Genomic DNA, 24631 nt, shown 5'->3' on the forward strand with positions numbered 1-24631 from the left:
AACGCGCGCGTCAGTGTTGCGGGATCGGCTCGAACTGAGTGCAGGTGTCGTCGGGCGAAACGAGCTGGTTGTGCAGACGGCATAGCCGGCTATCCGCGCGACGATAGGCGTCAGATGTCGAGCGGGTCGACTTCGAGATTCCAGCGCAACACGCCTTTCAGGCCGCGCAGCATCGGTTGCCACGCGCGCAAAGTAGCCTGCAACGCGGCCCGCGACGCGCTCTCGATCAGCAATTGCGCGCGATGCACGTGCATCACCTTGACGATGGTGAGCGGCACGGCGTCATAGACCGTCACGCGCTCAGCGGCCGGGATCTCCGTGAGCGCGGCAGCGGCCTGCTGCAGGAAGGCGAGCGCGGCTTCGAGCGTGCGGCCTTCAGCGCGCAGCAAAGCCTGATAGACGAACGGCGGCAGATGGGCATCGCGCCGCTCGGCCAGCGTCGAACTGGCAAAGCCGACGTAGTCATGCCGCCCCAGCGCGTGATACAGCGCATGGCGCGGGTAGCGCGTCTGTACCAGCACTTCGCCCGGCAAACCGGCGCGGCCGGCGCGGCCACTCACTTGCATCAATTGCGCGAAGAGGCGTTCGCTCGCGCGGAAGTCGTGTGAAAACAAGGCGGTGTCGGCGTTCAGCACACCGACCAGCGACACCCGCTGGAAGTCGTGGCCCTTCGCAATCATCTGCGTGCCGACGAGGATGTCGACCTCGCCTGCATGGACATCCGAGAACAGCGCCTGCGCGCTGCCTTTGCGGCGCGTGCTGTCGGCGTCGATACGCAGCACGCGGGCGCCGGGCACCGCGCTCGCCAGCGTTTCTTCGACGCGTTGCGTGCCGCGTCCCATCGGCGCGATGTCGATATTGCCGCAGTCCGGGCACGAGCGCGGAATGCGCGATTCCCAGCCGCAGTGGTGGCAGCGCAGCGCACGTTCGGGTTTATGCAACACGACGTAGGCGCTGCAACGCGGACAACCCGCGACCCAGCCGCAGGCATCGCAGGCGAGCTGCGGCGCGTAGCCGCGCCGGTTCAGGAACACGAGGCTCTGCTCGCCGCGCTCGAGCCGCGCTTTCAACGCCGCGATCAACGGCCCGGACAAACCCTCCACCGAGGCCCGCCCACGCCGCCGCTCTTCTTCCAGATCGATCAGCTTGACGGTCGGCAGAACCGCCTCGGCGACTGCACGGCGCGACAGGGTAAGGCGCTTATAGCGCCCTTGATCCGCCTGCCACCAGCTTTCCAGCGACGGCGTGGCTGAGCCGAGCACAACCGGCAAACCGAGTTGCTTGGCGCGATAGATCGCCAGATCGCGCGCCGAATAGCGCAGCCCTTCCTGCTGCTTGTAGGCCGGATCGTGTTCCTCGTCGACGACGATGATCGCGAGTTTTGGCAGCGATGCAAGCACCGCCAGCCGCGTGCCGAGCACAATGCGGGCGCGCCCGGTGTGCGCCGCGAACCAGTTGCGGGCCCGTTCGCCTTCCGCGAGACCGCTGTGCAGCGTGACGATCGACGTGCCTTCGAGCACGGCAAAGCGCGCACGGAAGGCCGACTCGAACTGCGGCGTCAGATTGATTTCAGGAACGAGGACGAGTGCCTGCGCGTCGGGCCTCGCCGCCAGAATCTCGGCGAGCGCACGCAGATACACCTCGGTCTTGCCGCTGCCGGTCACGCCGTGCAGCAGGAACGGCGCGAAACCGTTCGCGTCGCGGATCGCTTCGACTGCGCTCGCCTGTTCGCCAGTAAGGGTGGGTAGAGCCGGTGCGGGTAGATCCGGCGATGCGGCGGGGGCGAGCACCTCAGCGGCTTCGATCACCTCCAGCGCAACCCAGCCTTCGGCCTGCCATGCGTCGAGGGTTGCAATGGCTTTGGGGTGGAGTGCGCGCGCGTCGGCGGCAATCAGAAATTCGGCCTCGGCGAGGGCCGAGGCAAGCTTGCGCAATGCGCTGGCACGCACAGGCAATGTTTGCGGCAACGCGGCGCGGCCCTCGGCCGTCAGGCTGTAACGCTCCTCCGGTGCGAACAGGCGCGACCAGCGCGAGGCGTCACGCAGGGCTTGCGGCAAAGCGGGTAGGGCCACTTCCCCGAGGCCGCGCTGATAGTAATCGGCAGCGAAGGTTGCCAAAGCCAGCCATTCGCCCGACACCGGCGGACAGGCGGTACAGACATTGTTGACCGCCCGCAGGCGCTCAGCGGGCACGTCACTGTGAGTGGTCACTTCGCATACGAGACCCACCACGTGACGCTTGCCGAACGGCACGCTCACCAGCATGCCCGGCGCGACGCGCTCGGGCGTATCACAGCGGTAGTCGAACAAAGTCGGCAGCGGGTGATCCAGCGCGACGCGGACGAACACGTCACTCACGCGGCGGTGTGGATCAGGTAGATGGATGCGGCACGAGGCCGCATCACGGTACACATTGAGCAAACCGCGAACCCATCGAAGTTAAAGTAAAACTTCAATTTCCGCGCTAAGTTTTGGATTCGGCTGAACAATTGCAATCGGCCCGCTTGCCTGTGGATAACTTTGTTGAGAACTTCGTTCAGAAGAGCCAAGAACCGCGCCGCAGCGGCCTTCTGTGGGATTCCGCACATTTTGTCGTGAACCCTTGAAACCCTTGCCAGACAAGGCTTAGATCAAATGCGCCAGCAATGTGCAAGGGCCGGGGTACGACAAAAGCCTCTACCGCGCCGCAATGCGCTCAATGTGCATAAGTCAAGTCTTGACTTTCACAGGACCGCCACCTGACGGCCCGCTGACTACAATTATTCCCTTAGACCGAGAGCCCAATTCGCTTCGCCGCAGCAAAAGTGGCAGCGATTACGGGTCAGGTTGGTGCATGCGCGCCGCTGCGAATTGCGCGGCTATGACGATGGACTTCGTCCACGAGTTCGGCAACGTGCTCCGGCGGCGTGAACTGCGAAATGCCGTGGCCGAGATTGAAAACGTGGCCGGGATGATTCCCGAAGCTGTCGAGCACGGCGCGCGCCTCCATGCGGATCGAAGCCGGCGGTGCAAACAGCACCGAAGGGTCGATATTGCCTTGCAGCGCCACCTTGCTACCCACGCGCTCGCGCGCCTTGCTCAGGTTCACGGTCCAGTCGAGACCGACCGCATCCACGCCGCTATCGGCGATCTCGTCGAGCCACAAGCCACCGCCCTTCGTGAAGGTGATCACCGGCACTTTTTCACCGTCGTGATCGCGCTTCAACTGGCTCACGACCTGCTGGATGTACTGCAACGAGAAGCGCTGGTAGACGCCGTCAGCGAGCGCCCCACCCCACGTGTCGAAAATCATCACGGCTTGCGCGCCGGCTTCGATCTGCGCATTCAGGTACGCCGCAACCGACTTCGCGTTGACGTCCAGAATTCGGTGCATCAGGTCCGGGCGCGCGTACAACATTGATTTGACCGTGCGGAAGTCCGCCGACCCGCCGCCTTCGACCATGTAACACGCCAACGTCCACGGGCTACCCGAAAAACCGATCAGCGGCACGCGTTGACGGCCTTGCGCGTCGGTCAGCGCGGTGCGGATTTCGCGCACCGCGTCGGTCACGTAGCGCAGCGTGGCGTCGATATCCGGCACCGCGAGGCGCGCCACATCATCTTCCGTGCGCACCGGCCGGGCGAATTTTGGGCCCTCGCCGGTGACGAACTCGAGACCCAGACCCATGGCGTCCGGCACCGTCAGGATGTCGGAGAACAGGATCGCGGCGTCGAGCGGATAGCGCTCGAGCGGCTGCAGCGTGACCTCCGTTGCGTACGCCGGGTTCTTCGCCAGGCCGAGAAAACTGCCCGCGCGACCCCGCGTGGCGTTGTATTCCGGCAGGTAGCGGCCAGCCTGCCGCATCAGCCAGATCGGCGTGTACTCGGTCGGCTGGCGCAGCAGCGCGCGCAGGAAAGTGTCGTTCAGGAGTTTATGGGCCACGTTGCATACGACTGAAGGCAAAGAAGCATTTTACCGGACCCGGCTGGCCGCATCGCGCTTGATGCGGGCAATAACTGTGGCGCACCTTGCTTGCGGCCAGCTTTTTTGCTGCCCCGTGCGGCGCCATGGCCCAGCTGAACGGCCAATGTTCAAGCGCGAATTACCGGGCTATCATCCGACGGCCTTACCAAACAATTACGCACAACCAAGGAGACTCGATGAACAAGGCAGCACTCGCACTGCTCGGCATTTTGGCCAGTGTTTTGATGCACGCAGGCGTGGCCCAGGCGCAGACCAGCGCCACCGCCGCGGCGCCCTCACGGCTCGACGAAATCCTCACGCGCGGCACGCTGCGTGCCTGTACGACCGGCGACTACAAGCCGTATTCGTTTTACAAGGCAGACGGCCAGTTCGAAGGCATCGATATCGACATGACCGAGTCGCTCGCCAAATCGCTCGGCGTAAAGGCGGAATTCGTCAAAACGTCATGGCCGAACCTGATGAACGACTTCGTCGCAAAATGCGATATCGGCGTGGGCGGTGTTTCGCCGACGCTCGAGCGGCAGAAGCGCGCATTTTTCACGCAGGCGTACATGATCGACGGCAAAACGCCGATCGTCCGGTGTGACGACGTCAGCAAATATCAAACGGTAGCGCATATCGATCAGCCGGAGACCCGCGTGATCGTCAATCCGGGCGGCACCAACGAGCGTTTCGCCAAGCAGTATTTCCCGCACGCGAACCTGACCGTCTATCCCGACAACGTCACGATCTTCAAACAGATCCTCGCCGGCAAGGCCGACGTGATGGTGACGGATGCGTCGGAGACCTTGTTGCAGCAAAAGCTGAATCCGGGTCTCTGCTCGGTGCATCCGGACAAACCGTTTCAGTATGGCGAGAAGGCCTGGTTGCTGCCGCGCGGCGATGTGACATTCCAGCAGTACGTAGATCAGTGGTTGCACCTTGCGCGAGCAACCGGCGAGTACCAGGCGATCTCGGATAAATGGCTGAAGTAAAGGTTGCGGGGTGCCGCCCGCATCCTGCCCAATCGGAAAAACCATGCGGCTTGATTGATTAATAGGTCCGCATGGTTGACACAATCATGTAACCAGACGCCAAGGTGTTAAGCAAAAATCTGAACGATCCGGTTGAACAGAGGGGTCAACGAACCGGCCACTTGGGCGTCTTTAGCGCACGCGTGGGGTGTTGCAGTGCAGCGCGCGCATTTGTCCGCGAACGGACGGGCTTCGCAAGGCTGGAAAAGCGGCAGTATTACAGCCGATTCGTCCAGAAAAGGATGAGCATGCAACTAGTTCATGCGGAATCGACTGAATGGATTACGCCGCGATATGCATCGCGAATAGCATCAATCAATCGTATGAAATAGCCCAACAGTCATAGGTAAAAAATACGTTTAAAACGTTTCGGATTGGAAATAAATCCCTCAACGCCTTATCTGGCGGGCGTTACAACCTGAAACACTTTGTTACCGTGCTGGTAGGTTAATTCGCCCACAATGCCCTCAACGGTTTCAACACGGATGTGGCGGGGTGCGTGGTGTGAGCGGATACGATGCACTTGCCGGTCGGCGTATGCCGAAGCCCTGTGAAGGGGCATCCCTGCTGGGGCCGTAGTCGACGCAGGGTCGTCGTCTCAGTTGGTTCCATCATTGGTCTCCTCGCGCTAACCCCGTAGCGTGTGGTTTTTAGCGGGCTCCAGGCCCGCTTTTTTTTCGTCTGGTCAAACGTTTGCGAGCTTTTCAGCGGGCCGATTTGCGGTTTTCAAACCGCGCGTTCCCCCGCTCACGGCGCCCTGTCACAGCAAACGGTTTCCCTCAAAATGTCGGCCGGCGCCACACGAGTCTTCGTGCGGCGCCGAACCAGCATGACCATCAGGCCGTTTTGTCTTCCTGCACCTTCAATTCACTGATCATCCGTTCGCGCATGACGAATTTTTGCACCTTGCCGGTCACCGTCATGGGTAATTCGTCGACGAAGCGGATGTACTTCGGCACCTTGTAGTGGGCGATTTGGCCTTGGCAGAACTGCTGGATTTCCTCGGCTGTGGCCTGCTCTCCTGAACGCAATACGATCCACGCACACACTTCCTCACCGTATTTCGCGTCGGGCACGCCAAACACCTGCACGGTCTGGATTTTCGGATGGCGGAACAGAAATTCTTCGATCTCACGCGGGTAGATGTTTTCGCCGCCGCGAATCAGCATGTCCTTCAGGCGGCCGACGATGTTGCAGTAGCCGTCGGCGTCGAGCGTCGCCAGATCGCCGGTATGCATCCAGCCTTCGACGATGCTTTCCCGCGTCTTCGCTTCGTCCCCCCAGTAGCCTTGCATCACCGAATAGCCCTTGGTGCACAGTTCGCCCGTTTCCCCCACCGGCACGATGTTGCCGAGCGGATCGACGATCTTCACTTCCAGATGCGGCTGGATACGGCCGACCGTCGTGGTGCGCTTGTCGAGCGGGTCGGTGGTCGAACTCTGGAAGGACACCGGGCTCGTTTCCGTCATGCCATAAGCGATGGTGATCTCGCTCAGATGCATCTTCGCGACAACCTTCTTCATCGTCTCGATCGGGCACGGCGAGCCGGCCATGATGCCCGTGCGCAAACGCGAGAAATCGTAGGTGGCGAAATCCGGATGATCGAGTTCGGCGATGAACATGGTCGGCACACCGTGCAGCGCGGTGCACTGCTCTTCGGCGACGGCCGCGAGCGTTGCAGCCGGGTCGAAGCCCTCGCCCGGGAACACCATATTCGCGCCGACCGATACGCACGCAAGCACCGCCAGCACCATGCCGAAGCAGTGATAAAGCGGGACGGGAATGCACAAGCCGTCCTGCTCCGTTAGACGCATCGCCATCGCGATATAGCGCGCATTGTTGACGACATTCCTATGCGTCAACGTCGCACCCTTCGGATTGCCTGTCGTGCCGCTGGTGAACTGAATGTTGATTGGATCGTGGCAGGACAGCGTCGCGCCGATGGTGTCGAGTTTTGCGACGTCGAGTGTTGCGCGGCCCTGCTCGATCACGTCGGAGAAGGTCAGCATGCCGGGCGTTTCCGTGTCGCACATGCGGATCACGTAGCGCAGATCGGGCAGGCGAGCGGCGCGCAGTTCGCCCGGATTTTGCGTCGCCAGCTCCGGCGCGAGCTCCTGCAGCATCTCGAGATACATCGACGTCTTGAAACGCTCGGCCGCGATGATCGCCTTGCAGCCCACCTTGTTCAAGGCGTACTCGAGTTCCGCGAGCCGGTAAGCCGGGTTGATGTTGACGAGCACGGCGCCGATGCGTGCCGTCGCGAACTGCGTAAGCAGCCATTCCACCCGGTTCGGCGACCAGATGCCGACGCGGTCGCCCTTCACGATGCCGAGTGCGAGAAGACCGGCCGCCAGCACGTCGATTTCTTCGGCGAACTCCTTCCATGTCCAGCTGATTCCTTGCTCACGAAACACCACGGCCGGGCGCTCAGGGAAACGCGCCGCGGTGTCGCGCAGAAACTGGCCTACCGGTGCTTCGCTCAACGGGATCTCGGTGGACCCGCGAACATACGACAGGTTGTCCTTGGGTTCGATGAGTGCGCCTTCGCCTGACAGGTGGGTTGCCATGGTGTTGTCTCCGTGAGCGGAAGCTCGCCCAGCCGATTGAAATGGATTTGAAACCGATTGTGCCACCGGCGTATGTCCGTCCGGCATCAAGTGTTACCCGCCCTCTGCAGCAGCCCTGGCTGCTGCGCTTGTTCAAGGCCTGATCCGAGCCTACGATTCTGCTCACCTTTCCGTATACGTCAAGTAGAGGTCAAAAAAAAGCAGCCGCGAAGGCTGCTTTTTCTCTGATACGTACGGCTTATTTCTGACCGCGCAGCTTGCGCAAACGCTGGATCGCAGCGAGCTGAGCCGTCGCGTACGCCAGTTCCGCTTGCGCGGTGGCGTATTCGAGGTTCGAACCCGTGTTTTGCAGCGCTTCTTCCGCACGCTTGCGTGCATCTTCGGCCTTGGCTTCGTCGAGATCCTTGCCGCGAATGGCCGTGTCGGCGAGAACCGTCACTGCGCCCGGCTGGACTTCGAGAATGCCGCCGGCGACGAACACAAACTCTTCTTCGCCGTTTTCAACTTCGATGCGCACCGCGCCCGGACGAATCCGCGTGATAAGCGGCGTGTGGCCCGGCAAAATGCCGAGTTCACCCGCTTCGCCCGGCAGCGCGACGAACTTCGCCTGGCCCGAGAAGATCTGCTCTTCCGCGCTGACGACGTCTACTTTAATAGTTGCCATATCGACTCCTGTGTCGACCAGAGTTAGCGCTTTAGCGCTTACTCTGGCCCCATGCAAAGCTCGACCAGAGTTGGCGCTTTCGCGCTTACTCGGGTCCCATGCAAGGCTGGGTTGAGCGTAGTAAGAGGCGCCGGCTTGGCGTTCCGATACCGTGCAGGTATCGATCCGCGCGAGGCCGGCGCCCGCTTCGTTACACCCGACCTTTACTGGATCTTCTTGGCCTTTTCGAAGGCTTCGTCAATCGTGCCGACCATGTAGAACGCTTGTTCCGGCAGGTGGTCGCACTCGCCTTCAACGATCATCTTGAAACCACGGATCGTTTCCTTCAGCGGTACGTACTTGCCCGGCGAGCCCGTGAACACTTCAGCGACGTGGAACGGCTGAGACAGGAAACGCTGGATCTTACGAGCGCGCGCCACGGCGAGCTTGTCTTCCGGCGCCAGTTCGTCCATGCCCAGAATCGCGATAATGTCGCGCAGTTCCTTGTAGCGCTGCAGCGTTTGCTGCACGCCGCGCGTGATTGCGTAGTGCTCTTCGCCGATCACGTTCGGGTCGATCTGACGCGAGGTCGAATCGAGCGGGTCCACTGCCGGGTAGATACCCAGCGAAGCGATGTCACGCGACAACACGACGGTTGCGTCCAGGTGGCCGAAAGTCGTCGCCGGCGACGGGTCGGTCAAGTCATCCGCAGGGACGTACACGGCCTGCACCGACGTGATCGAGCCGGTCTTGGTCGACGTAATACGCTCTTGCAGCTTACCCATTTCTTCAGCCAGCGTCGGCTGATAGCCCACTGCCGACGGCATACGGCCGAGCAGTGCCGACACTTCCGTGCCTGCCAGCGTGAAACGGTAGATGTTGTCGACGAAGAACAGCACGTCGAGGCCTTCGTCACGGAAGTGCTCAGCCATCGTCAGACCGGTCAGCGCGACGCGCAGACGGTTGCCCGGCGGCTCGTTCATCTGGCCGTACACCAGCGCGACCTTGTCGAGAACGTTCGAGTCCTTCATTTCGTGATAGAAGTCGTTCCCTTCGCGGGTACGCTCGCCAACACCGGCGAACACGGAGTAACCACCGTGTTCCTTGGCGATGTTGTTGATCAGTTCCATCATGTTCACGGTCTTGCCCACACCGGCGCCACCGAACAGGCCAACCTTACCGCCCTTGGCGAACGGGCAGATCAGGTCGATAACCTTGATGCCGGTTTCGAGCAGTTCCGTCGACGGCGACAGTTCGTCGAACGCAGGAGCCTTCTGGTGAATACCGCGAACCACGTCCGAGTTGATCGGGCCGGCTTCGTCGATCGGGCGACCCAGCACGTCCATGATCCGGCCGAGGGTCGGCTTGCCAACCGGCACGCTGATCGGCTTGCCCGTGTTCTTCACGACCGTGCCACGGCGCAGACCGTCCGATGCACCCAGACAGATGGTACGGACAACGCCGTCGCCCAGCTGCTGCTGGACTTCGAGGGTCAGTTCCGAACCTTCGAGAATGAGCGCGTCGTAAATCTTCGGCATGTGGTCACGCGGGAATTCCACGTCGATCACCGCGCCGATGCACTGTACGATCTTGCCTTCTACCAAAGCAGTAGTACTCATCGCTTTTCCTTTAGATACTCAATTCTTCACTCGCGCAAAGGCGCAGTTTCGGTGGGGTGCGCCACAAAGGCGCACACGAAGCGGCGTGCCTGACCGTCAAGATCAGACTGCTGCTGCGCCACCGACGATTTCCGACAGTTCTTTCGTGATCGCGGCCTGACGGCTCTTGTTGTACACGAGCTGCAGTTCGTTGATGACCGTCTTCGCGTTGTCCGAAGCGGCCTTCATTGCGACCATTCGTGCCGACTGCTCCGATGCCATGTTTTCCGCGACGGCCTGATAGACCAGCGCTTCGACATAACGCACCAGCAGTTCGTCCACCACGGCCTGTGCATCCGGCTCGTAGATGTAGTCCCACTGCGTGCTCGGCGTCGTGCCGTCTTCGTCCTTGCGCTCGAACTGATCTGCCGACAGCGGCAGCAGTTGCTCGATCACCGGCTCCTGCTTCATCGTGTTGACGAAGCGCGTGTACGCGAGGTACACCGCCGAAACCTTGCCTTCCGAGTACAGGTCGAGCTGCACCTTCACCGCGCCGATCAGCTTTTCCAGATGCGGCGTGTCACCCAGATGTACGACATTCGACACCACCTTGGCGCGCAGACGGTTCAGGAAACCCAGACCCTTGGTGCCGATTGCAGTTGCTTCGATCGTCTTGCCCTGGCCTTCCAGTTCCTTGAACTTCTGCAGCGACGCACGCAGCACGTTGGTGTTCATACCACCGCACAAACCTTTATCGGTCGTCACGAGGATGATGCCGGCCGCCTTCGCGCCTTCGTTCGACACCATGAACGGGTGACGATACTCCGGGTTCGCACGGCTCATGTGCGCAGCGATATCGCGGACCTTGTCGGCATACGGGCGAGCAGCGCGCATGCGCTCCTGAGCGCGGCGCATCTTCGATGCGGCCACCATCTCCATCGCTTTCGTGATCTTGCGCGTGTTTTGCACGCTCTTGATCTTGCCGCGAATTTCCTTCATTCCAGCCATTGCTTGCTCCTTGTCGGCCCGAGTTGGCGCTTCAGCGCTTACTCGGGTCCCATGCAAAGCGATCGAAGCAGCGCGGGTTCAGTTGCCTGCGGCCCGCGCCGCTTCAAGGTCCGTTTAGGCCTTGAGGATCACTCGCAGATCAATAAGCGCCGGACTTCTTGAAGTCTTTGAGAGCCGTATGCAGCAGGGCTTCGTCGTCCTTCGAGAGTTCCTTGGTATCTTCGATGCGCTTGACCAGGTCAGCGTGCTTCGACTTCAGGTAATCGCGCAGGCCCTTTTCGAACGGCAGCACTTGCGCAACTTCCAGATCGTCGAGGTAGCCGTTGTTCGCGGCGAACAGCGCAACCGCCAGTTCCCACACTTGCAGCGGCTGATATTGCGGCTGCTTCAGCAGTTCCGTCACGCGGCGGCCGCGCTCCAGTTGCTTGCGGGTGGCTTCGTCGAGGTCCGAGGCGAACTGCGCGAACGCAGCGAGTTCACGGTACTGAGCCAGGTCGGTACGGATACCGCCCGACAGCTTCTTCACAACCTTGGTTTGAGCCGCACCACCCACGCGCGACACCGACACGCCGGCGTTAATTGCCGGGCGGATACCTGCGTTGAAGAGGTCGGTTTCCAGGAAGATCTGGCCGTCGGTAATCGAAATCACGTTCGTCGGAACGAATGCGGTCACGTCGCCTGCTTGCGTTTCAATGACCGGCAGTGCCGTCAGCGAACCGCTCTTACCCTTCACTTCGCCGTTCGTGAACTTCTCGACGTACTCTTCCGAGACGCGAGCAGCACGCTCCAGCAGACGCGAGTGCAGATAGAACACGTCGCCCGGGTAAGCTTCGCGGCCCGGCGGGCGGCGCAGCAGCAGCGAGATCTGACGGTATGCCCAAGCTTGCTTGGTCAAGTCGTCATAAACGATCAGGGCGTCTTGGCCGCGGTCGCGGAAGTATTCGCCCATCGTGCAGCCAGCGTACGGTGCGAGGTATTGCATCGCAGCCGATTCCGAAGCCGAAGCGGCCACGACGATCGTGTATTCCAGCGCGCCGGTTTCTTCCAGCTTGCGCACCACGTTCATGATCGACGAAGCCTTCTGGCCGATCGCGACGTAGATACAGAAGAGGTTCTTGCCCTTCTGGTTGATGATCGTGTCGACTGCGACTGCGGTCTTGCCGCACTGGCGGTCGCCGATGATCAGCTCGCGCTGGCCACGGCCAACCGGCACCATCGCGTCAATCGATTTCAGACCGGTTTGGACCGGTTCCGAAACCGACTTACGCCAGATCACGCCCGGAGCAATCTTTTCGATTGCGTCGGTTTTCTTTGCGTTGATCGGGCCCTTGCCGTCGATCGGGTTACCGAGTGCATCGACCACGCGGCCGAGCAGTTCCGGACCCACCGGCACTTCGAGAATGCGGCCCGTCGTTTTGACGATGTCGCCTTCCGAAATGTGCTCGTATTCACCCAGAATCACGGCGCCGACCGAGTCGCGCTCGAGGTTCAGTGCGAGACCGAAGGTGTTGCCCGGAAATTCGAGCATTTCGCCCTGCATCACTTCCGACAGGCCGTGGATACGCACGATACCGTCGGTCACGGAGATCACGGTGCCCTGGTTGCGAACGTCTGCGCTCGCTTCAAGGCCCTGGATCCGGCTCTTGATCAGCTCGCTGATCTCAGAGGGATTGAGTTGCATTATTCGCTCCTGATAGTCAATTCTGTTGCGTGCCAGCCGCTGAAGCGCCTCGGGCGCTTCAGGCCGTCAGAGCCGTCTGCATGCTGGCAAGCCGCGCGCGGACCGAGGTATCGAGCACTTCGTCGCCAACCGTCACGCGCACGCCGCCGATGAGCGACGAGTCGACTTCGACCGTCGGCTTCAGCTTGCGCTTGAATTTGCGTTCGAGACCTGCGACGAGTTCGTTCAACTGCGCGCCTTCGAGCGGGAATGCGCTGACGATCAGCACATCTGCCGCCCCTTCGCGGGCGTTCTTCAACTCTTCGAACTGCGTGGCGATTTCCGGCAGCAATTGCAGGCGATGGTTATCGACCAGCATTTGCACCAGATTCTTCGCTTGCGCATTGTCCTTGAGCGGCGACTTGACCGCGGACAGCAGCAGATCGCTGACCTGTGCGCGGCTCACTTTCGGACTCGAGGCGATCGACAGCACTTCGGGCAGACGCGCAACCTGTGCCAACTCCTGCACGAGCGTGGACCAGGCGGCGATGTCACCAGCTTCGGCCACGCCAAACAGCGCTTCTGCGTACGGACGGGCGATGGTTGCAAGTTCGGCCATGATCAGAGCTCGGCTTTCAGTTGATTCAGCAGGTCAGCGTGAGCTGCCTGGTCGACTTCGCGCTTCAGGATCTGTTCAGCGCCCTTCACGGCGAGTGCGGCAACTTCGCCGCGCAGCGCTTCGCGAGCCTTCACGACTTGCTGGTCCGCGTCGGCCTTCGCTTGCGCGATGATGCGAGCGGCTTCAGCTTGTGCTTGAGCCTTGATTTCGTCAGCGACTGTCACTGCGCGCTTTTCGGCGTCAGCAATACGTTGCTGACCGTCGTTGCGTGCCTGAGCGAGTTCCTGGTCGACGCGCTTGTGGGCGGCTTCGAGTTCCGCCTTGCCCTTTTCAGCAGCCGACAAACCGTCAGCGATCTTCTTCGAGCGCTCGTCGAGGGCGTTGATCAACGGCGGCCACACGAACTTCATCGTGAACCACGCGAGGATCAGGAACACGACCATTTGCGCAAACAGGGTTGCGTTGAGATTCACGGTGTTTCCTTAAACGTTGCTAGTTCGGAAAGTGAAACGGCAAGGCGCTCATCGATTCTGTATTCGATCAGCGCCCAAGTGCCCGTTCCGCCCTGCGCCTTTACCAGTTATAGCTCAGGCGCAAACTTCCGAGGAACCTCAGCCTGCCAGCTTCGACAGCAGCGGGTTCGCGAACGCGAACAGCATTGCCACACCAACGCCAATCAGGAACGCCGCATCGATCAGACCAGCCAGCAGGAACATCTTGGTTTGCAGCGGGTTCATCAGTTCCGGCTGACGAGCACATGCTTCGATGTACTTGCCGCCCATCAGGCCGATACCGATACAGGCGCCGATTGCACCCAGGCCGATGATGATGCCGATACCGATGGCGGTCAGACCCTGGATGTTGGCGATGAAAGCTTGCATGATCACTCCTTTGTGAAAAGTCTTTTAGAACTGGTTGGAACTGGGATTTAAATAAAACAAAACTAAAAACAATTCGTCGTTCGACACGCCGTGATTAGTGGGTGTCGTGTGCCTGTCCGATGTACACCAGCGTCAGCATCATGAAAATGAACGCTTGCAGCAGAACGATCAGGATGTGGAAGATCGCCCAGACCGTGCCTGCGATGACGTGGCCGATAAAGCCGAGCACTGACGCGTCCGCGCCGAAACCCCACATGCTGCCGAGGAGAGCAATCAGCAGGAACAACAGCTCGCCCGCGTACATGTTGCCGAACAGCCGCATGCCGAGCGAAACCGTCTTTGCGACGAACTCGATGATGTTCAATGCAAGGTTCGGGATCCACAGCAGCGGATGCGCGCCGAACGGAGCCGACAGCAGTTCATGCACGAAGCCGCCTGCGCCCTTGATCTTGAAGTTGTAGTAAATCATCAGCGCGAACACGCCGAGCGCGATGCCGAGCGTGCCGTTCAGGTCGGCGGTCGGCACGATGCGGTGATGGGGGATGACTTCCGAGAGGCCCAGCCAGCCGATCACGCGGCCCGGCAGGTCGACGGGGATGAAGTCGAGCGAGTTCATCAACGCGACCCAGACGAACACGGTCAGTGCCAGCGGTGCGATGAAGGTGCGCGAGCCGTGGATCATCGACTTCGATTGATCTTCGACCATCTCGACCAGCATTTCGATCGCGCACTGGAAACGGCCCGGCACGCCGGACGTCGCCTTGCGGGCTGCGAGATGCAGGATGGCGATCGTGGCCAGACCGCAAACGATCGACCAGAAAAGGGTGTCCAGATTCCACACGTGAATGTCGAAAATCGACGTCTGGTGCGCGGTGGAAAAGTTCTGCAAGTGGTGCGCGATGTACTCGGACGGATCCAGAGCGCGCGTGCCTTCGCTAGCTGCCATATCGTTAATGCCACCCAAATTGTCGAAAATCGTCTTAGGCCGGTCCCGCCGCAATTCTGTATTGCGGGAACATGCCGGGTGCGGATCGTGTCATATCCGCACTCCTTACGCCAGCGCTGCGCGCCAGCCTGAATTTTGTGCTGCTACTCTCTGCTACTACCTTAACGCCACGCGAGGGCGATCCAGTAAGTCTTGAGCGCGATGAGGTAGGTCACGAGCAGCGGCACCCAGCGTACGTCGTGATACCAGAAGGCGATGGCTACAAACATCGCGATCGTTGTCCCCATCTTGAGCGCTTCGCCGATCATCCAGCTCATCACTGTTTCGGCGCCGCTCAGCGTTCTAAGACGTGCCGCGAACAACGCGCCCGGCACCCAGCAGATCGCCCCCCCCAGGAACGCGGACAGCGCAGCAGCGCCCGGCGGCTTGTAGAACAGCCACCACACCAGCGTAGCACCCAGGGACAAAACCATTTGCGCCGCCACGACCTTAAAAGGCGTGACGCGCGATGGACGACTCACACTGGGGCCAAACAACTTTTCAGCCTCGGCCCGGGTGAGCGGAACGATATTGTTATCTTGTTGCTCGACATCCCACGCATCGTCAGTTGTAGCGTGCTGACCGGTGGACGCATCGGAAGCGGTGCGTTCAGCGCGGTGGTCGTCACGCCCATTTTTCGGCGCTTGATTCGACGTTTTAACCGCCATCGCAGTGTTCCGAAAGTCTTGTTCCAGCCCGCGTGCTTACGCTGCGCTTACGGGGTTGCCGTGCAATTAAATCCGGGCGATTGTAAGCGATAGTTGCAGGCAATTCAAGACTTTAGGCCGCTCAATAACCAGCGTGAAAACGGCCTTCACGATGCGGGAACGTGATCTCGGGCGACGTGTACACGACAAATGTAAGGCGGTCGGGGGGCGGCAAAACATGCGTGATGAATCGAGGCGGTTGAAGTGCGCGGATGCGTCGTTTCGACGCTGCTGAAGACGTCTCAAATATGCAACAGACGACTGTTTTTGCCAGCTTTGGTGGACATAAAGGACGGCGCCGGGTAGGAGCACGACGGCAAGTGCAGGCCGTGGCCCTCTCCATTGCGACCAAACAAGATTGGGGGCCGCCCTTCGTGCCGGACGATCGACGCCGCGAGCGGTCAGGCCACCCCGCAAGCAGCCACGTCCGCACTACCCACTCAAATCTTTGCACGACCCGACCATCTCGGCATCAGCGGGAAAACGACAGCGCACGCCAATATGCCGGAATCCTAATTATTAACCGCAACATATACTTAGGAAGCCAACTGAAATTCACTTAGGTTATCGATCAATCAGGGGGATCGTCAAACGAGCCACGCTTGCGGCAAATACGACCGCTGCGCCGCCCGCTAGCGCCGACAACACACCAAACTGCTTGCGAGCGCGAGCGAAACTCAACCCACCCGCAAGCATATTCAACTCCCCCGCGTTCAACCCGCCACGATCAGACGGTAGCATTACCACGCAGCCGCACAAGAATGCCTTCCAGTGCGTCCAGATCGCCGAAGTCCACCAGCACCTGGCCGCGGCCGCGCCGGCCGAGCTTGATCTTTACGGTTGCGGAGAGCAGATCGGACAACTCCTCTTCGAGCCGTCGCGTGTCGCGGCCGCCGTCCTGATTCGACCGCGCCTTCACTGCGGGCGCAGCCTTGGTGGTCGCCGTCACCAGCTTTTCGGTCTCGCGCACCGACATGCGCTTGTTGACGACCTGGTTGGCCATCGTGATCTGCGTCGCGGCGTCGACGGCTAGCAGCGCGCGTGCATGCCCCATATCGAGATCACCGGCCAGCAACATCGTCTGCACCGGCGCTGCCAGGTTGAGCAAACGCAGCAGATTCGATACAGCGCTGCGCGAGCGGCCCACCGATTCAGCCGCCTGCTCGTGCGTGAAATTGAACTCGTCGAGCAAGCGCTGAATGCCCTGCGCTTCTTCCAGCGGATTCAGATCTTCGCGCTGGATGTTCTCGATCAACGCCATCGCCGCGGCGGCCTGGTCCGGGACGTCCTTCACCAGCACCGGCACCTCGTCGAGGCCAGCAAGACGTGCGGCGCGGAAACGCCGCTCGCCGGCGATAATCTCGTACTTGTCCGCCGAGACCGGCCGCACGAGGATCGGTTGCATCAGCCCCTGGGCACGGATGCTGGCCGCCAATTCCTGCAACGCGCCTTCGTCCATACGCGTGCGAGGCTGGTACTTGCCGGCCTGCAGCTTGCCGAGCGGCAGCACGTGCGGCGCACCCTCGATCGCCACAGCCTCGGTAATATCCGCACTGCCACCAAGCAATGCTTCCAGGCCACGGCCCAATCCCTTTTTTCTTGCTACTGCGTTCATTGTGCTTCCTCGATCCGCTTAGGACGCCTGGGGCGCATCATTCAATGCGCGCACCCGCTCAATCATCTCTGCACCGAACTGCACATACGCCTGCGCGCCGCGCGACGCCTTATCGAACACAACACCAGGCAATCCATAGCTAGGCGCCTCGGCAAGACGCACGTTGCGCGGGATCACCACATCGAACACCTTGTCGCCAAAGTGCTCTTTCAGTTGATCCGAGACTTGCTGTTGCAATGTGATGCGCGGATCGAACATCACACGCAGCAGGCCGATCACCTTCAGATCGCGATTCAGGTTCGCGTGCACCTGCTTGATCGTGTTGACCAGGTCGGATAGACCCTCGAGCGCGAAGTACTCGCACTGCATCGGGATCACCACGCCATGCGCGGCGCACAAACCGTTCAGCGTCAGCAGTGACAAAGCCGGCGGGCAGTCGATCAGCACGAAGTCGTATTCACGTTCAACCGCCGCCAAGGCGATCTTCATTTGGCGCTCGCGGTTCTGCACGCTGACCAGTTCGACCTCGGCACCTGCCAATTCGCGGTTCGCGGGCAGCACGTCATAGCCGACGGCTTCTGGGCGTACTCGGGCATCCGCCACCGAGACGCCGTCCACGAGCACTTCGTAGACGGTGTTCGTGCATGCGCCCTTGTCTACACCGCTGCCCATCGTGGCGTTGCCCTGCGGGTCCAGATCGATGAGAAGGACTCGCTGTCCCTGCGCTGCCAAGCTCGCGGCCAGATTGACTGCCGTCGTCGTCTTGCCGACACCGCCCTTCTGGTTTGCAACGCAGAAAATTTTTGCCATCGTTGGTGTGTCCCTTTTGCTGCCTGAAGCTGCTTGAATAAAGTAGAAAGCGCCTGTGGTACGCGGTGCGTGCCTTGGATCTGCCGGTAGCCGTCAGTGGTCGGCGTCCACCCGAACCTTGATCAGATGCCGTTCTGCGTCGAGCGACGGCACGTTCAGCCGAATGATCTGCTCCACGTGGGCACCTGCTGGCAAACGTTCGATCTCGCCATCCGGGCGCACGCCCTTCATCGCCCAGATCGCGCCCTGCTCCGCAACCAGATGACGGGCCAGTGTAACGAAATCCGCGAGCTCTGCGAATGCGCGCGACACGATTACGTCGAACTTTGCCGGTACTTCGGCGCCCGGCTGCAAAGTCTCGACGCGGCCTGTGACGACCGAGAGATTCGCAAGGCCGAGTTCAGCCTTAGCCTGCGCCTGAAAAGCTGTCTTTTTATGAACGATATCGTTCACGGTGACGGTCCAGCCGGGCAGTACGATAGCCAGCACGATACCGGGCAGACCACCACCGGAACCCACGTCCAGCACAGAGGAAACGCCGCGCGTAGCGAGATGCGGCACGATCGAAAGCGAATCCAGGATGTGCTGGATAAGCATCTGCCGCGGATCACGAATCGCCGTCAGGTTGTACACGGCGTTCCACTTGGACAGCAGCGCAACATAGTCGAGCAGTTTGCCGAGTTGCGCGTCGCTCAGATCGAGGCCGAGTTCGCGAACGCCGCTTGCCAACAGCGGCGCCAAAGCCTCGTTACCGCTTCCCATCTGACTCACCGTCATTGCGTCACCGGCGTGCTGTCGGCGCCGGGTTCGGCAGGTTTCGTCGAGCGCCGCCCCAAGCCACGCTTCAGGTGCACCATCAGCAAGGAGATCGCTGCCGGCGTAATGCCGGAGATACGCGACGCCTGGCCGATGGTCTCGGGGCGGAATTGCGTCAGCTTCTGACGCGCTTCGAACGACAGCCCCCTCACCTCGGCGTAGTCCAACCCCTCCGGCAAACGCGTACTTTCGTGCGATTCATTTCGCTCGATCTCATCGGCTTGGCGATCGATGTAACCTTGATACTTGATGCCGATCTCGATCTGCTCCTTGATCTGAGCGAGCAGAACATCGTCTTCGGCCAGCGTTTCAGGGGCAGCGCATGCGCCCGCGCGCAAACCGCAGACGCCGTCGTACGTCACGCCCGGACGGCGCAGCAGATCCGCCAAACTATATTCGTGGTCGATCGGTTTGCCGAGCAATGCGGTCGCTTCTTCAGCCGGTAACGTCTTAGGATTGACCCAAGTCGTGCGCAGGCGCTCTGTTTCACGTGAAACAGCATCGCGCTTGCGGCTGAATGCGTCCCAACGGACGTCGTCGACCACACCGAGTTCGCGGCCGATCTCCGTCAGACGCATATCGGCGTTGTCTTCGCGTAGGCTCAGACGGTATTCGGCACGGCTCGTGAACATCCGATACGGCTCGGACACCCCACGCGTCACCAGATCGTCGACTAGAACACCCAAGTACGCCTGATCGCGGCGCGGGCACCATGCATCCTTGCCCTGCACCTGCAGGCCGGCATTGATCCCCGCCAGCAAACCTTGCGCAGCCGCTTCTTCGTAGCCGGTCGTGCCATTGATCTGGCCCGCGAAGAACAGCCCGTGGATCACCTTGGTTTCCAGCGATGCCTTCAGCCCGCGCGGATCGAAGTAGTCATATTCGATCGCGTAGCCCGGCCGCAGAATATGCGCGTGCTCCAAACCACGCATAGAACGCACGAGTTCCAGTTGCACGTCGAACGGCAGACTGGTGGAAATTCCATTGGGATAAAACTCGTTCGTCGTCAGTCCTTCCGGCTCGAGGAAGATCTGATGCGATTCCTTAGATGCGAAGCGGTGAATCTTGTCCTCGATCGACGGGCAATACCGCGGCCCCACCCCTTCGATCACGCCGGTATACATCGGCGAACGGTCGAGACCACCACGGATAATGTCGTGCGTGCGCTCATTCGTATGCGTGACCCAGCACGGCACCTGTCGCGGATGCTGCTCGACACGCCCGAGAAACGAGAAAACCGGCACCGGATCCAGATCGCCCGGCTGCTCCTCAAGCTTCGAAAAGTCGATCGTCCGGCCGTCGATGCGCGGCGGCGTCCCGGTTTTGAGGCGCCCTTGCGGCAGCTTTAATTCCTTGAGACGGGCAGACAGCGACACCGCCGCCGGATCGCCGGCACGGCCACCGGTGTAGTTATTCAAACCCACGTGAATCTTGCCGTCGAGGAACGTCCCAGCCGTCAGCACGACTGCGCGCGAGCGGAAACGAATTCCCACCTGCGTCACGGCCCCGACCACCCGGTCGCCTTCCACCATCAGATCGACGACCGCTTGCTGGAACAGCCACAGGTTCGGCTGATTCTCCAGCCGATGCCGGATCGCCTGCTTGTACAGCAGACGGTCCGCCTGCGCGCGCGTCGCACGGACAGCAGGCCCCTTCGACGAATTGAGGATCCGGAACTGGATCCCGCCCTCGTCCGTCGCGGCCGCCATCGCACCGCCGAGCGCATCGACTTCCTTCACCAGATGGCCCTTGCCAATCCCGCCGATGGACGGGTTGCAGCTCATCTGACCGAGGGTTTCGATGTTATGCGTCAGCAGGAGGGTGGTATTGCCCATGCGTGCCGAAGCCAAAGCGGCTTCGGTGCCGGCATGACCGCCGCCGACGACGATTACGTCAAATTCTGTGGGAAAAAGCATCGCGGATCTCACGCCAGATCGTCGCGTGAGCCTTTCAAAGGAAAATGTATGGGCGAATTATAACGGGTTCGGTTTAGGCCCGAATTTCGGCCGAATGGCCAGGCAACAAAAAAGCGGTGTGTTTCACGTGAAACACACCGCTTTGAACCACAGCGAACCGACCAAAAAATGAAAAACTAAGCCACTTTCTTGGCCAACCCAAGATAGGTTTCAATCACGCGCGGATTCTGCGCCAGATCAACAGCCGGCCCTTCCAGCGCCAGTTCACCTGTTTCAATCACGTAACCGTAGTCGGATATCTGCAGCGCGGCACGTGCGTTCTGCTCGATCAACAGCGTTGCGACGCCGGTCTGCCGCAGCGCGCTAATGATGTGGAAAATTTCCTTCACGATCAGCGGCGCGAGACCCAGGCTTGGTTCATCGAGCATCAGCAGATCGGGTTTGCCCATCAACGCCCGGCCAACTGCGAGCATCTGCCGCTCCCCACCCGATAGCGTCCCGGCCGCCTGCTTCCGGCGCTCTTTCAAGCGAGGAAAAAGCGTAAAGACTGGCTCGATTTGATCGAGAAAGTTGCGCTCCCCTGCCCGCTTGCGCCGATACGCGCCGAGGACCAGATTGTCTTCAACAGTCATCGACGCGAACAGCTCGCGCTTTTCCGGCACCAGACACATGCCCCGCGCAACTCGCTTTTCGACCGGCACCGCGCTTACGTCTTCACCTTGATAGAGGACCAAGCCTCTCGCATGGCCCGTGGTCGGCAATGCGCCCATGATCGCGTTCAGCAACGTGGACTTGCCCGCGCCGTTCGGACCAATCACTGAGACGATCTGCCCGGGCCGCACTTTGATTGCCGCGCCGTGCAGCGCTTCGACCTTGCCATAGCGGACTGACAAACCGTTCACGTCAAGAATCGATGCAGCCGAGTTCATCGTGTTCTCCATCACTCCACCCCGCCCAGATAAGCCTCAAGCACGGCCGGATCTTGCTGGACATCCTGCGGCAGGCCTTCCGCGATCCGCGTGCCGAACTCCATCACCACCAGCCGATCGGTGAGATTCATCACGAAATCCATATCGTGTTCGACCAGCAGCACGCTCATGCCTTCAGTCTTGAGGCGGCGCAGCAAGTCCGCCAATTGCAGTTTTTCCTGATACCGCAGACCAGCGGCAGGTTCGTCCAACAGCAGCAAGGTCGGGTCACAGCACAGGGCGCGAGCAATTTCGAGAATCCGCTGCTGCCCCAACGCCAGGCTGCCGGCCTCGTCGTACATATGTTGCTCGAGCCCGACGCGGCGAATCTGGCGAGCCGCCTCGGCCATCAGACGCGCTTCTTCCGCGCCGTTCAGCCGCGCAACACTGCGCCACACACCGGCCTGGCCACGCAGATGCGCCCCGATCGCCACGTTCTCCAGCACCGTCATCCCAGGCAGCAGCTTGACGTGCTGGAAGGTGCGACCAATGCCGCGCTTGACGATTTCACGTGAACTCAGCGAATCGATACGCTCCCCACGGAAGGTAATTTCGCCACTCGTCGCTTGCAGCACGCCCGTGACCAGATTGAAGGTGGTCGACTTGCCGGCGCCATTCGGGCCGATCAAGCCGATGATCTGCCCCGCCTTCACCTCGAAGCTGACATCGTTCACCGCGACCAACCCGCCGAACTGCTTGCGTGCCTTATTCACCGTCAGCAGATCTTCACCGGTAGTCGGCTTGCTGCGTTGCGGCAACGGCTCCGCGTGGTCCGACAAATGCGCGCGCGGCCCCTTCGGGAAAAACCGCGCGACAAACGGCCAGACGCCTTGGCGAGCGTATTGCAGCAACAGCACCATCAGGATGCCGAACACGATCACTTCGAAGTTGCCGTTCTCGCCAAGCAGTTTCGGCAGCAACGTCTGCAGATAGTCCTGCAACACGGTCAGGATCGCCGCACCGAGCACAGCGCCCCAGACATGCGACACACCACCCACCACCGCCATGAACAGAAACTCGATGCCGTGGTTCAAACCGAACGGCGTCGGATTCACCGCGCGTTGCAGATGTGCGTACAGGAAGCCTGAGATCGACGCCAACACCGCGGCATAGACGAAGATCACCACACGCATCCACGCCGTGTTGACGCCCATCGCCTCGGCCATCAAGCCGCCGCCGCGCAATGCGCGGATCGCCCGCCCCGGCCGGCTATTAAGCAGATTTTGAACAGAAATCACCGCGCCGAGCACCACCACCCAGATCAGGTAATAGATATGGCGGCCGGACTCCAGGTTGATGCCAAAAACATTCAGCACCGGAATTCCGTTGATGCCGTCGTACTTACCGAGCATCTCCATGTTGCCGAACAGATAGAACAGCGCGAGCCCCCACGCGATCGTGCCGAGCGGCAGAAAGTGGCCCGACAGCCGCATCGTCACAAGTCCCAGCATCAGCGCAATCAACGCCGTCACGACCACGCCCGCGATTAGCGCGAGCCACGGCGACACGCCGTACGTCGTCGTCAGATACGCGGTCGCATAGGCGCCGATGCCAACGAACGCCGCCTGCCCGAAGCTGGTCATCCCGCCGATACCCGTCAGCAGCACGAGACCGATCGCGACGATCGAATACAGGCCGATGTAGTTGAGCAGCGTCACCCAGTACTCGGGCACGTGAATTGGCCGCGGCAACACCGGCAACGCGAACAGCACCACGAGGAACAGCCAGAAGAACTTGTTTTGCATGATCCGTTTCATCGTGTCACTCCTCTTCCTCTTCCGAGTGCGGGCTGGCCAGACTCCGCCACAGCAGCACCGGGATGATCAGCGTGAACACGATCACTTCCTTATAAGCGCTCGCCCAGAACGACGAATACGACTCCAGCAAACCGACGAGAATCGAACCGGCGGCGGCCAGCGGATAGCTGACCAGCCCGCCGATAATCGCCCCCACAAAGCCCTTCAAACCGATCAGGAAGCCCGAGTCGTAGTAGATCGTGGTCAAGGGTGCGACAAGGATGCCGCACAGCGCACCGAGGCCCGCAGCGAGCGTGAACGCGAGGCGCCCTGCCTGCGTCGTGCCGATGCCGACGAGCCGCGCGCCGAGCCGGTTCACCGAGGTCGCGCGCAAGGCCTTGCCGGAGATGGAGCGATCGAAGTACAGATACAGCCCGCCGATCAGCACCACCGCCGTGCCGACGACCCACACACTCTGTCCGGAGATCGACAGGCTGCCGATATTGAAAGTCGCATCGGAGAACGCGGTGGTGCGCGAGCCTTCCGCGCCGAACATCACGAGGCCGAGACCGACCATCGCAAAGTGCACCGCCACCGCCACGATCAGCAGCAGCAGCGTAGTCGCCTCAGCGATCGGCTCATACGCGAGCCGGTAGACGAACGGCCCCATCGGAATCACGATCAGCAATGTCAGCGCAATCTGCGCGAACATCGGCAGCGGCTGTAGGAAAACGCCCCGCGTGAGCGCGTAGACCGCGATCGGAAACAGCAGGTATTTACCGACCAGCATCACCAGCGTGCGAGCCGCATGCCGGCGTCTTTCCGGATGCCGCACCAGCCCCGCTATCTCGACGACGAAGCATGCCGCGCCCATCGCCATCAGCAGCCAGCACGTCGCCGGAAATTTCTGTGTCTGCAGCGCGGCGAGCGTCAGTGCGCCGTACGAAACAAACTCCCCCTGCGGGATAAAGATCACCCGCGTCACGGAGAACACCAGCACCAGCGCAAGCGCGAGCAGCGCGTAAATCGCTCCGGTGGTGATGCCGTCCTGCGCGAGGATCGCCGCAATTGATAGATCCATACTTCCTCGTCCTGAAGCGTCGAAATCGAAATCGGGAAACAGTCA

General features: G+C 60.9%; 20 protein-coding genes. 1 reads left to right on the forward strand and 19 read right to left on the reverse strand.

What is annotated here, in order from left to right:
- Positions 1 to 110: 110 nt before the first annotated feature.
- Entirely contained in the window at positions 111 to 2357 is a 2247-nt protein-coding gene (locus tag P3T22_RS18335) for a primosomal protein N' (RefSeq protein ID WP_181448391.1), read from the reverse strand.
- 463 nt (positions 2358 to 2820) lie between these two features.
- Positions 2821 to 3921 carry a uroporphyrinogen decarboxylase gene (gene hemE, locus P3T22_RS18340; protein WP_063497703.1) on the reverse strand — a complete coding sequence of 367 codons (1101 nt, stop codon included), beginning with the start codon at positions 3919 to 3921 and terminating at the stop codon, positions 2821 to 2823.
- A gap of 218 nt (positions 3922 to 4139) precedes the next feature.
- Here hemE and P3T22_RS18345 point away from each other — a divergent pair, with 218 nt between their 5' ends.
- Positions 4140 to 4937 carry a transporter substrate-binding domain-containing protein gene (locus P3T22_RS18345; RefSeq protein WP_063497704.1) on the forward strand — a complete coding sequence of 266 codons (798 nt, stop codon included), beginning with the start codon at positions 4140 to 4142 and terminating at the stop codon, positions 4935 to 4937.
- Positions 4938 to 5812: 875 nt separating this feature from the next.
- On the opposite strand, the gene P3T22_RS18350 is transcribed toward P3T22_RS18345, so the two are convergent.
- The 17 genes from P3T22_RS18350 to P3T22_RS18430 all read right to left on the reverse strand — a co-directional run bounded on the left by P3T22_RS18350 (position 5813) and on the right by P3T22_RS18430 (position 24586).
- Entirely contained in the window at positions 5813 to 7543 is a 1731-nt protein-coding gene (locus tag P3T22_RS18350) for an AMP-binding protein (protein ID WP_063497705.1), read from the reverse strand.
- Positions 7544 to 7781: 238 nt separating this feature from the next.
- On the reverse strand, positions 7782 to 8207 hold the full coding sequence (locus P3T22_RS18355; protein WP_063497706.1) for a F0F1 ATP synthase subunit epsilon: 426 nt from the start codon (positions 8205 to 8207) through the stop codon (positions 7782 to 7784).
- Between the two features lie 203 nt (positions 8208 to 8410).
- A complete protein-coding gene (atpD, locus tag P3T22_RS18360) occupies positions 8411 to 9805 on the reverse strand; it encodes a F0F1 ATP synthase subunit beta (RefSeq protein ID WP_063497707.1) in 1395 nt (464 codons plus the stop codon).
- A gap of 102 nt (positions 9806 to 9907) precedes the next feature.
- Positions 9908 to 10792, reverse strand: coding sequence for a F0F1 ATP synthase subunit gamma (gene atpG / locus P3T22_RS18365; protein ID WP_054038570.1), 885 nt, complete (start codon positions 10790 to 10792; stop codon positions 9908 to 9910).
- Positions 10793 to 10931: 139 nt separating this feature from the next.
- Positions 10932 to 12473 (reverse strand): F0F1 ATP synthase subunit alpha, encoded by a 1542-nt coding sequence (gene atpA / locus P3T22_RS18370; protein ID WP_063497708.1) that lies wholly within the window; start codon positions 12471 to 12473, stop codon positions 10932 to 10934.
- 58 nt (positions 12474 to 12531) lie between these two features.
- The gene (locus tag P3T22_RS18375) at positions 12532 to 13071 is read right to left on the reverse strand and encodes a F0F1 ATP synthase subunit delta (protein WP_054038574.1); all 540 of its coding nucleotides are present in this window, start codon (positions 13069 to 13071) and stop codon (positions 12532 to 12534) included.
- 2 nt (positions 13072 to 13073) lie between these two features.
- Positions 13074 to 13544, reverse strand: coding sequence for a F0F1 ATP synthase subunit B (locus P3T22_RS18380; protein ID WP_063497709.1), 471 nt, complete (start codon positions 13542 to 13544; stop codon positions 13074 to 13076).
- A gap of 138 nt (positions 13545 to 13682) precedes the next feature.
- The gene (atpE, locus tag P3T22_RS18385; protein ID WP_007180033.1) at positions 13683 to 13952 is read right to left on the reverse strand and encodes a F0F1 ATP synthase subunit C; all 270 of its coding nucleotides are present in this window, start codon (positions 13950 to 13952) and stop codon (positions 13683 to 13685) included.
- Between the two features lie 94 nt (positions 13953 to 14046).
- On the reverse strand, positions 14047 to 14898 hold the full coding sequence (atpB, locus tag P3T22_RS18390) for a F0F1 ATP synthase subunit A (RefSeq protein WP_063497710.1): 852 nt from the start codon (positions 14896 to 14898) through the stop codon (positions 14047 to 14049).
- A gap of 161 nt (positions 14899 to 15059) precedes the next feature.
- Positions 15060 to 15605 carry an ATP synthase subunit I gene (locus P3T22_RS18395; RefSeq protein WP_429325730.1) on the reverse strand — a complete coding sequence of 182 codons (546 nt, stop codon included), beginning with the start codon at positions 15603 to 15605 and terminating at the stop codon, positions 15060 to 15062.
- Between the two features lie 766 nt (positions 15606 to 16371).
- Positions 16372 to 17259, reverse strand: coding sequence for a ParB/RepB/Spo0J family partition protein (locus tag P3T22_RS18400; RefSeq protein WP_429325731.1), 888 nt, complete (start codon positions 17257 to 17259; stop codon positions 16372 to 16374).
- Positions 17260 to 17277: 18 nt separating this feature from the next.
- Entirely contained in the window at positions 17278 to 18069 is a 792-nt protein-coding gene (locus tag P3T22_RS18405) for a ParA family protein (RefSeq protein WP_063497713.1), read from the reverse strand.
- Positions 18070 to 18162: 93 nt separating this feature from the next.
- Entirely contained in the window at positions 18163 to 18846 is a 684-nt protein-coding gene (gene rsmG / locus P3T22_RS18410) for a 16S rRNA (guanine(527)-N(7))-methyltransferase RsmG (protein WP_429325732.1), read from the reverse strand.
- Positions 18843 to 20801, reverse strand: coding sequence for a tRNA uridine-5-carboxymethylaminomethyl(34) synthesis enzyme MnmG (mnmG, locus tag P3T22_RS18415; protein WP_429325733.1), 1959 nt, complete (start codon positions 20799 to 20801; stop codon positions 18843 to 18845). The genes rsmG and mnmG overlap by 4 nt, the downstream gene beginning before the upstream one ends.
- Before the next feature lie 176 nt (positions 20802 to 20977).
- Entirely contained in the window at positions 20978 to 21730 is a 753-nt protein-coding gene (locus tag P3T22_RS18420; RefSeq protein WP_181448392.1) for an ABC transporter ATP-binding protein, read from the reverse strand.
- An 11-nt stretch (positions 21731 to 21741) separates the two neighbouring features.
- Positions 21742 to 23526 (reverse strand): ATP-binding cassette domain-containing protein, encoded by a 1785-nt coding sequence (locus tag P3T22_RS18425; protein WP_063497717.1) that lies wholly within the window; start codon positions 23524 to 23526, stop codon positions 21742 to 21744.
- Positions 23527 to 23530: 4 nt separating this feature from the next.
- Positions 23531 to 24586: a branched-chain amino acid ABC transporter permease gene (locus P3T22_RS18430; protein WP_063497718.1), complete on the reverse strand. Its 1056-nt coding sequence runs from the start codon at positions 24584 to 24586 to the stop codon at positions 23531 to 23533.
- Between the last annotated feature and the right edge of the window lie 45 nt (positions 24587 to 24631).

This window comes from Paraburkholderia sp. GAS348 (assembly GCF_050434205.1).
Lineage (GTDB): Bacteria > Pseudomonadota > Gammaproteobacteria > Burkholderiales > Burkholderiaceae > Paraburkholderia.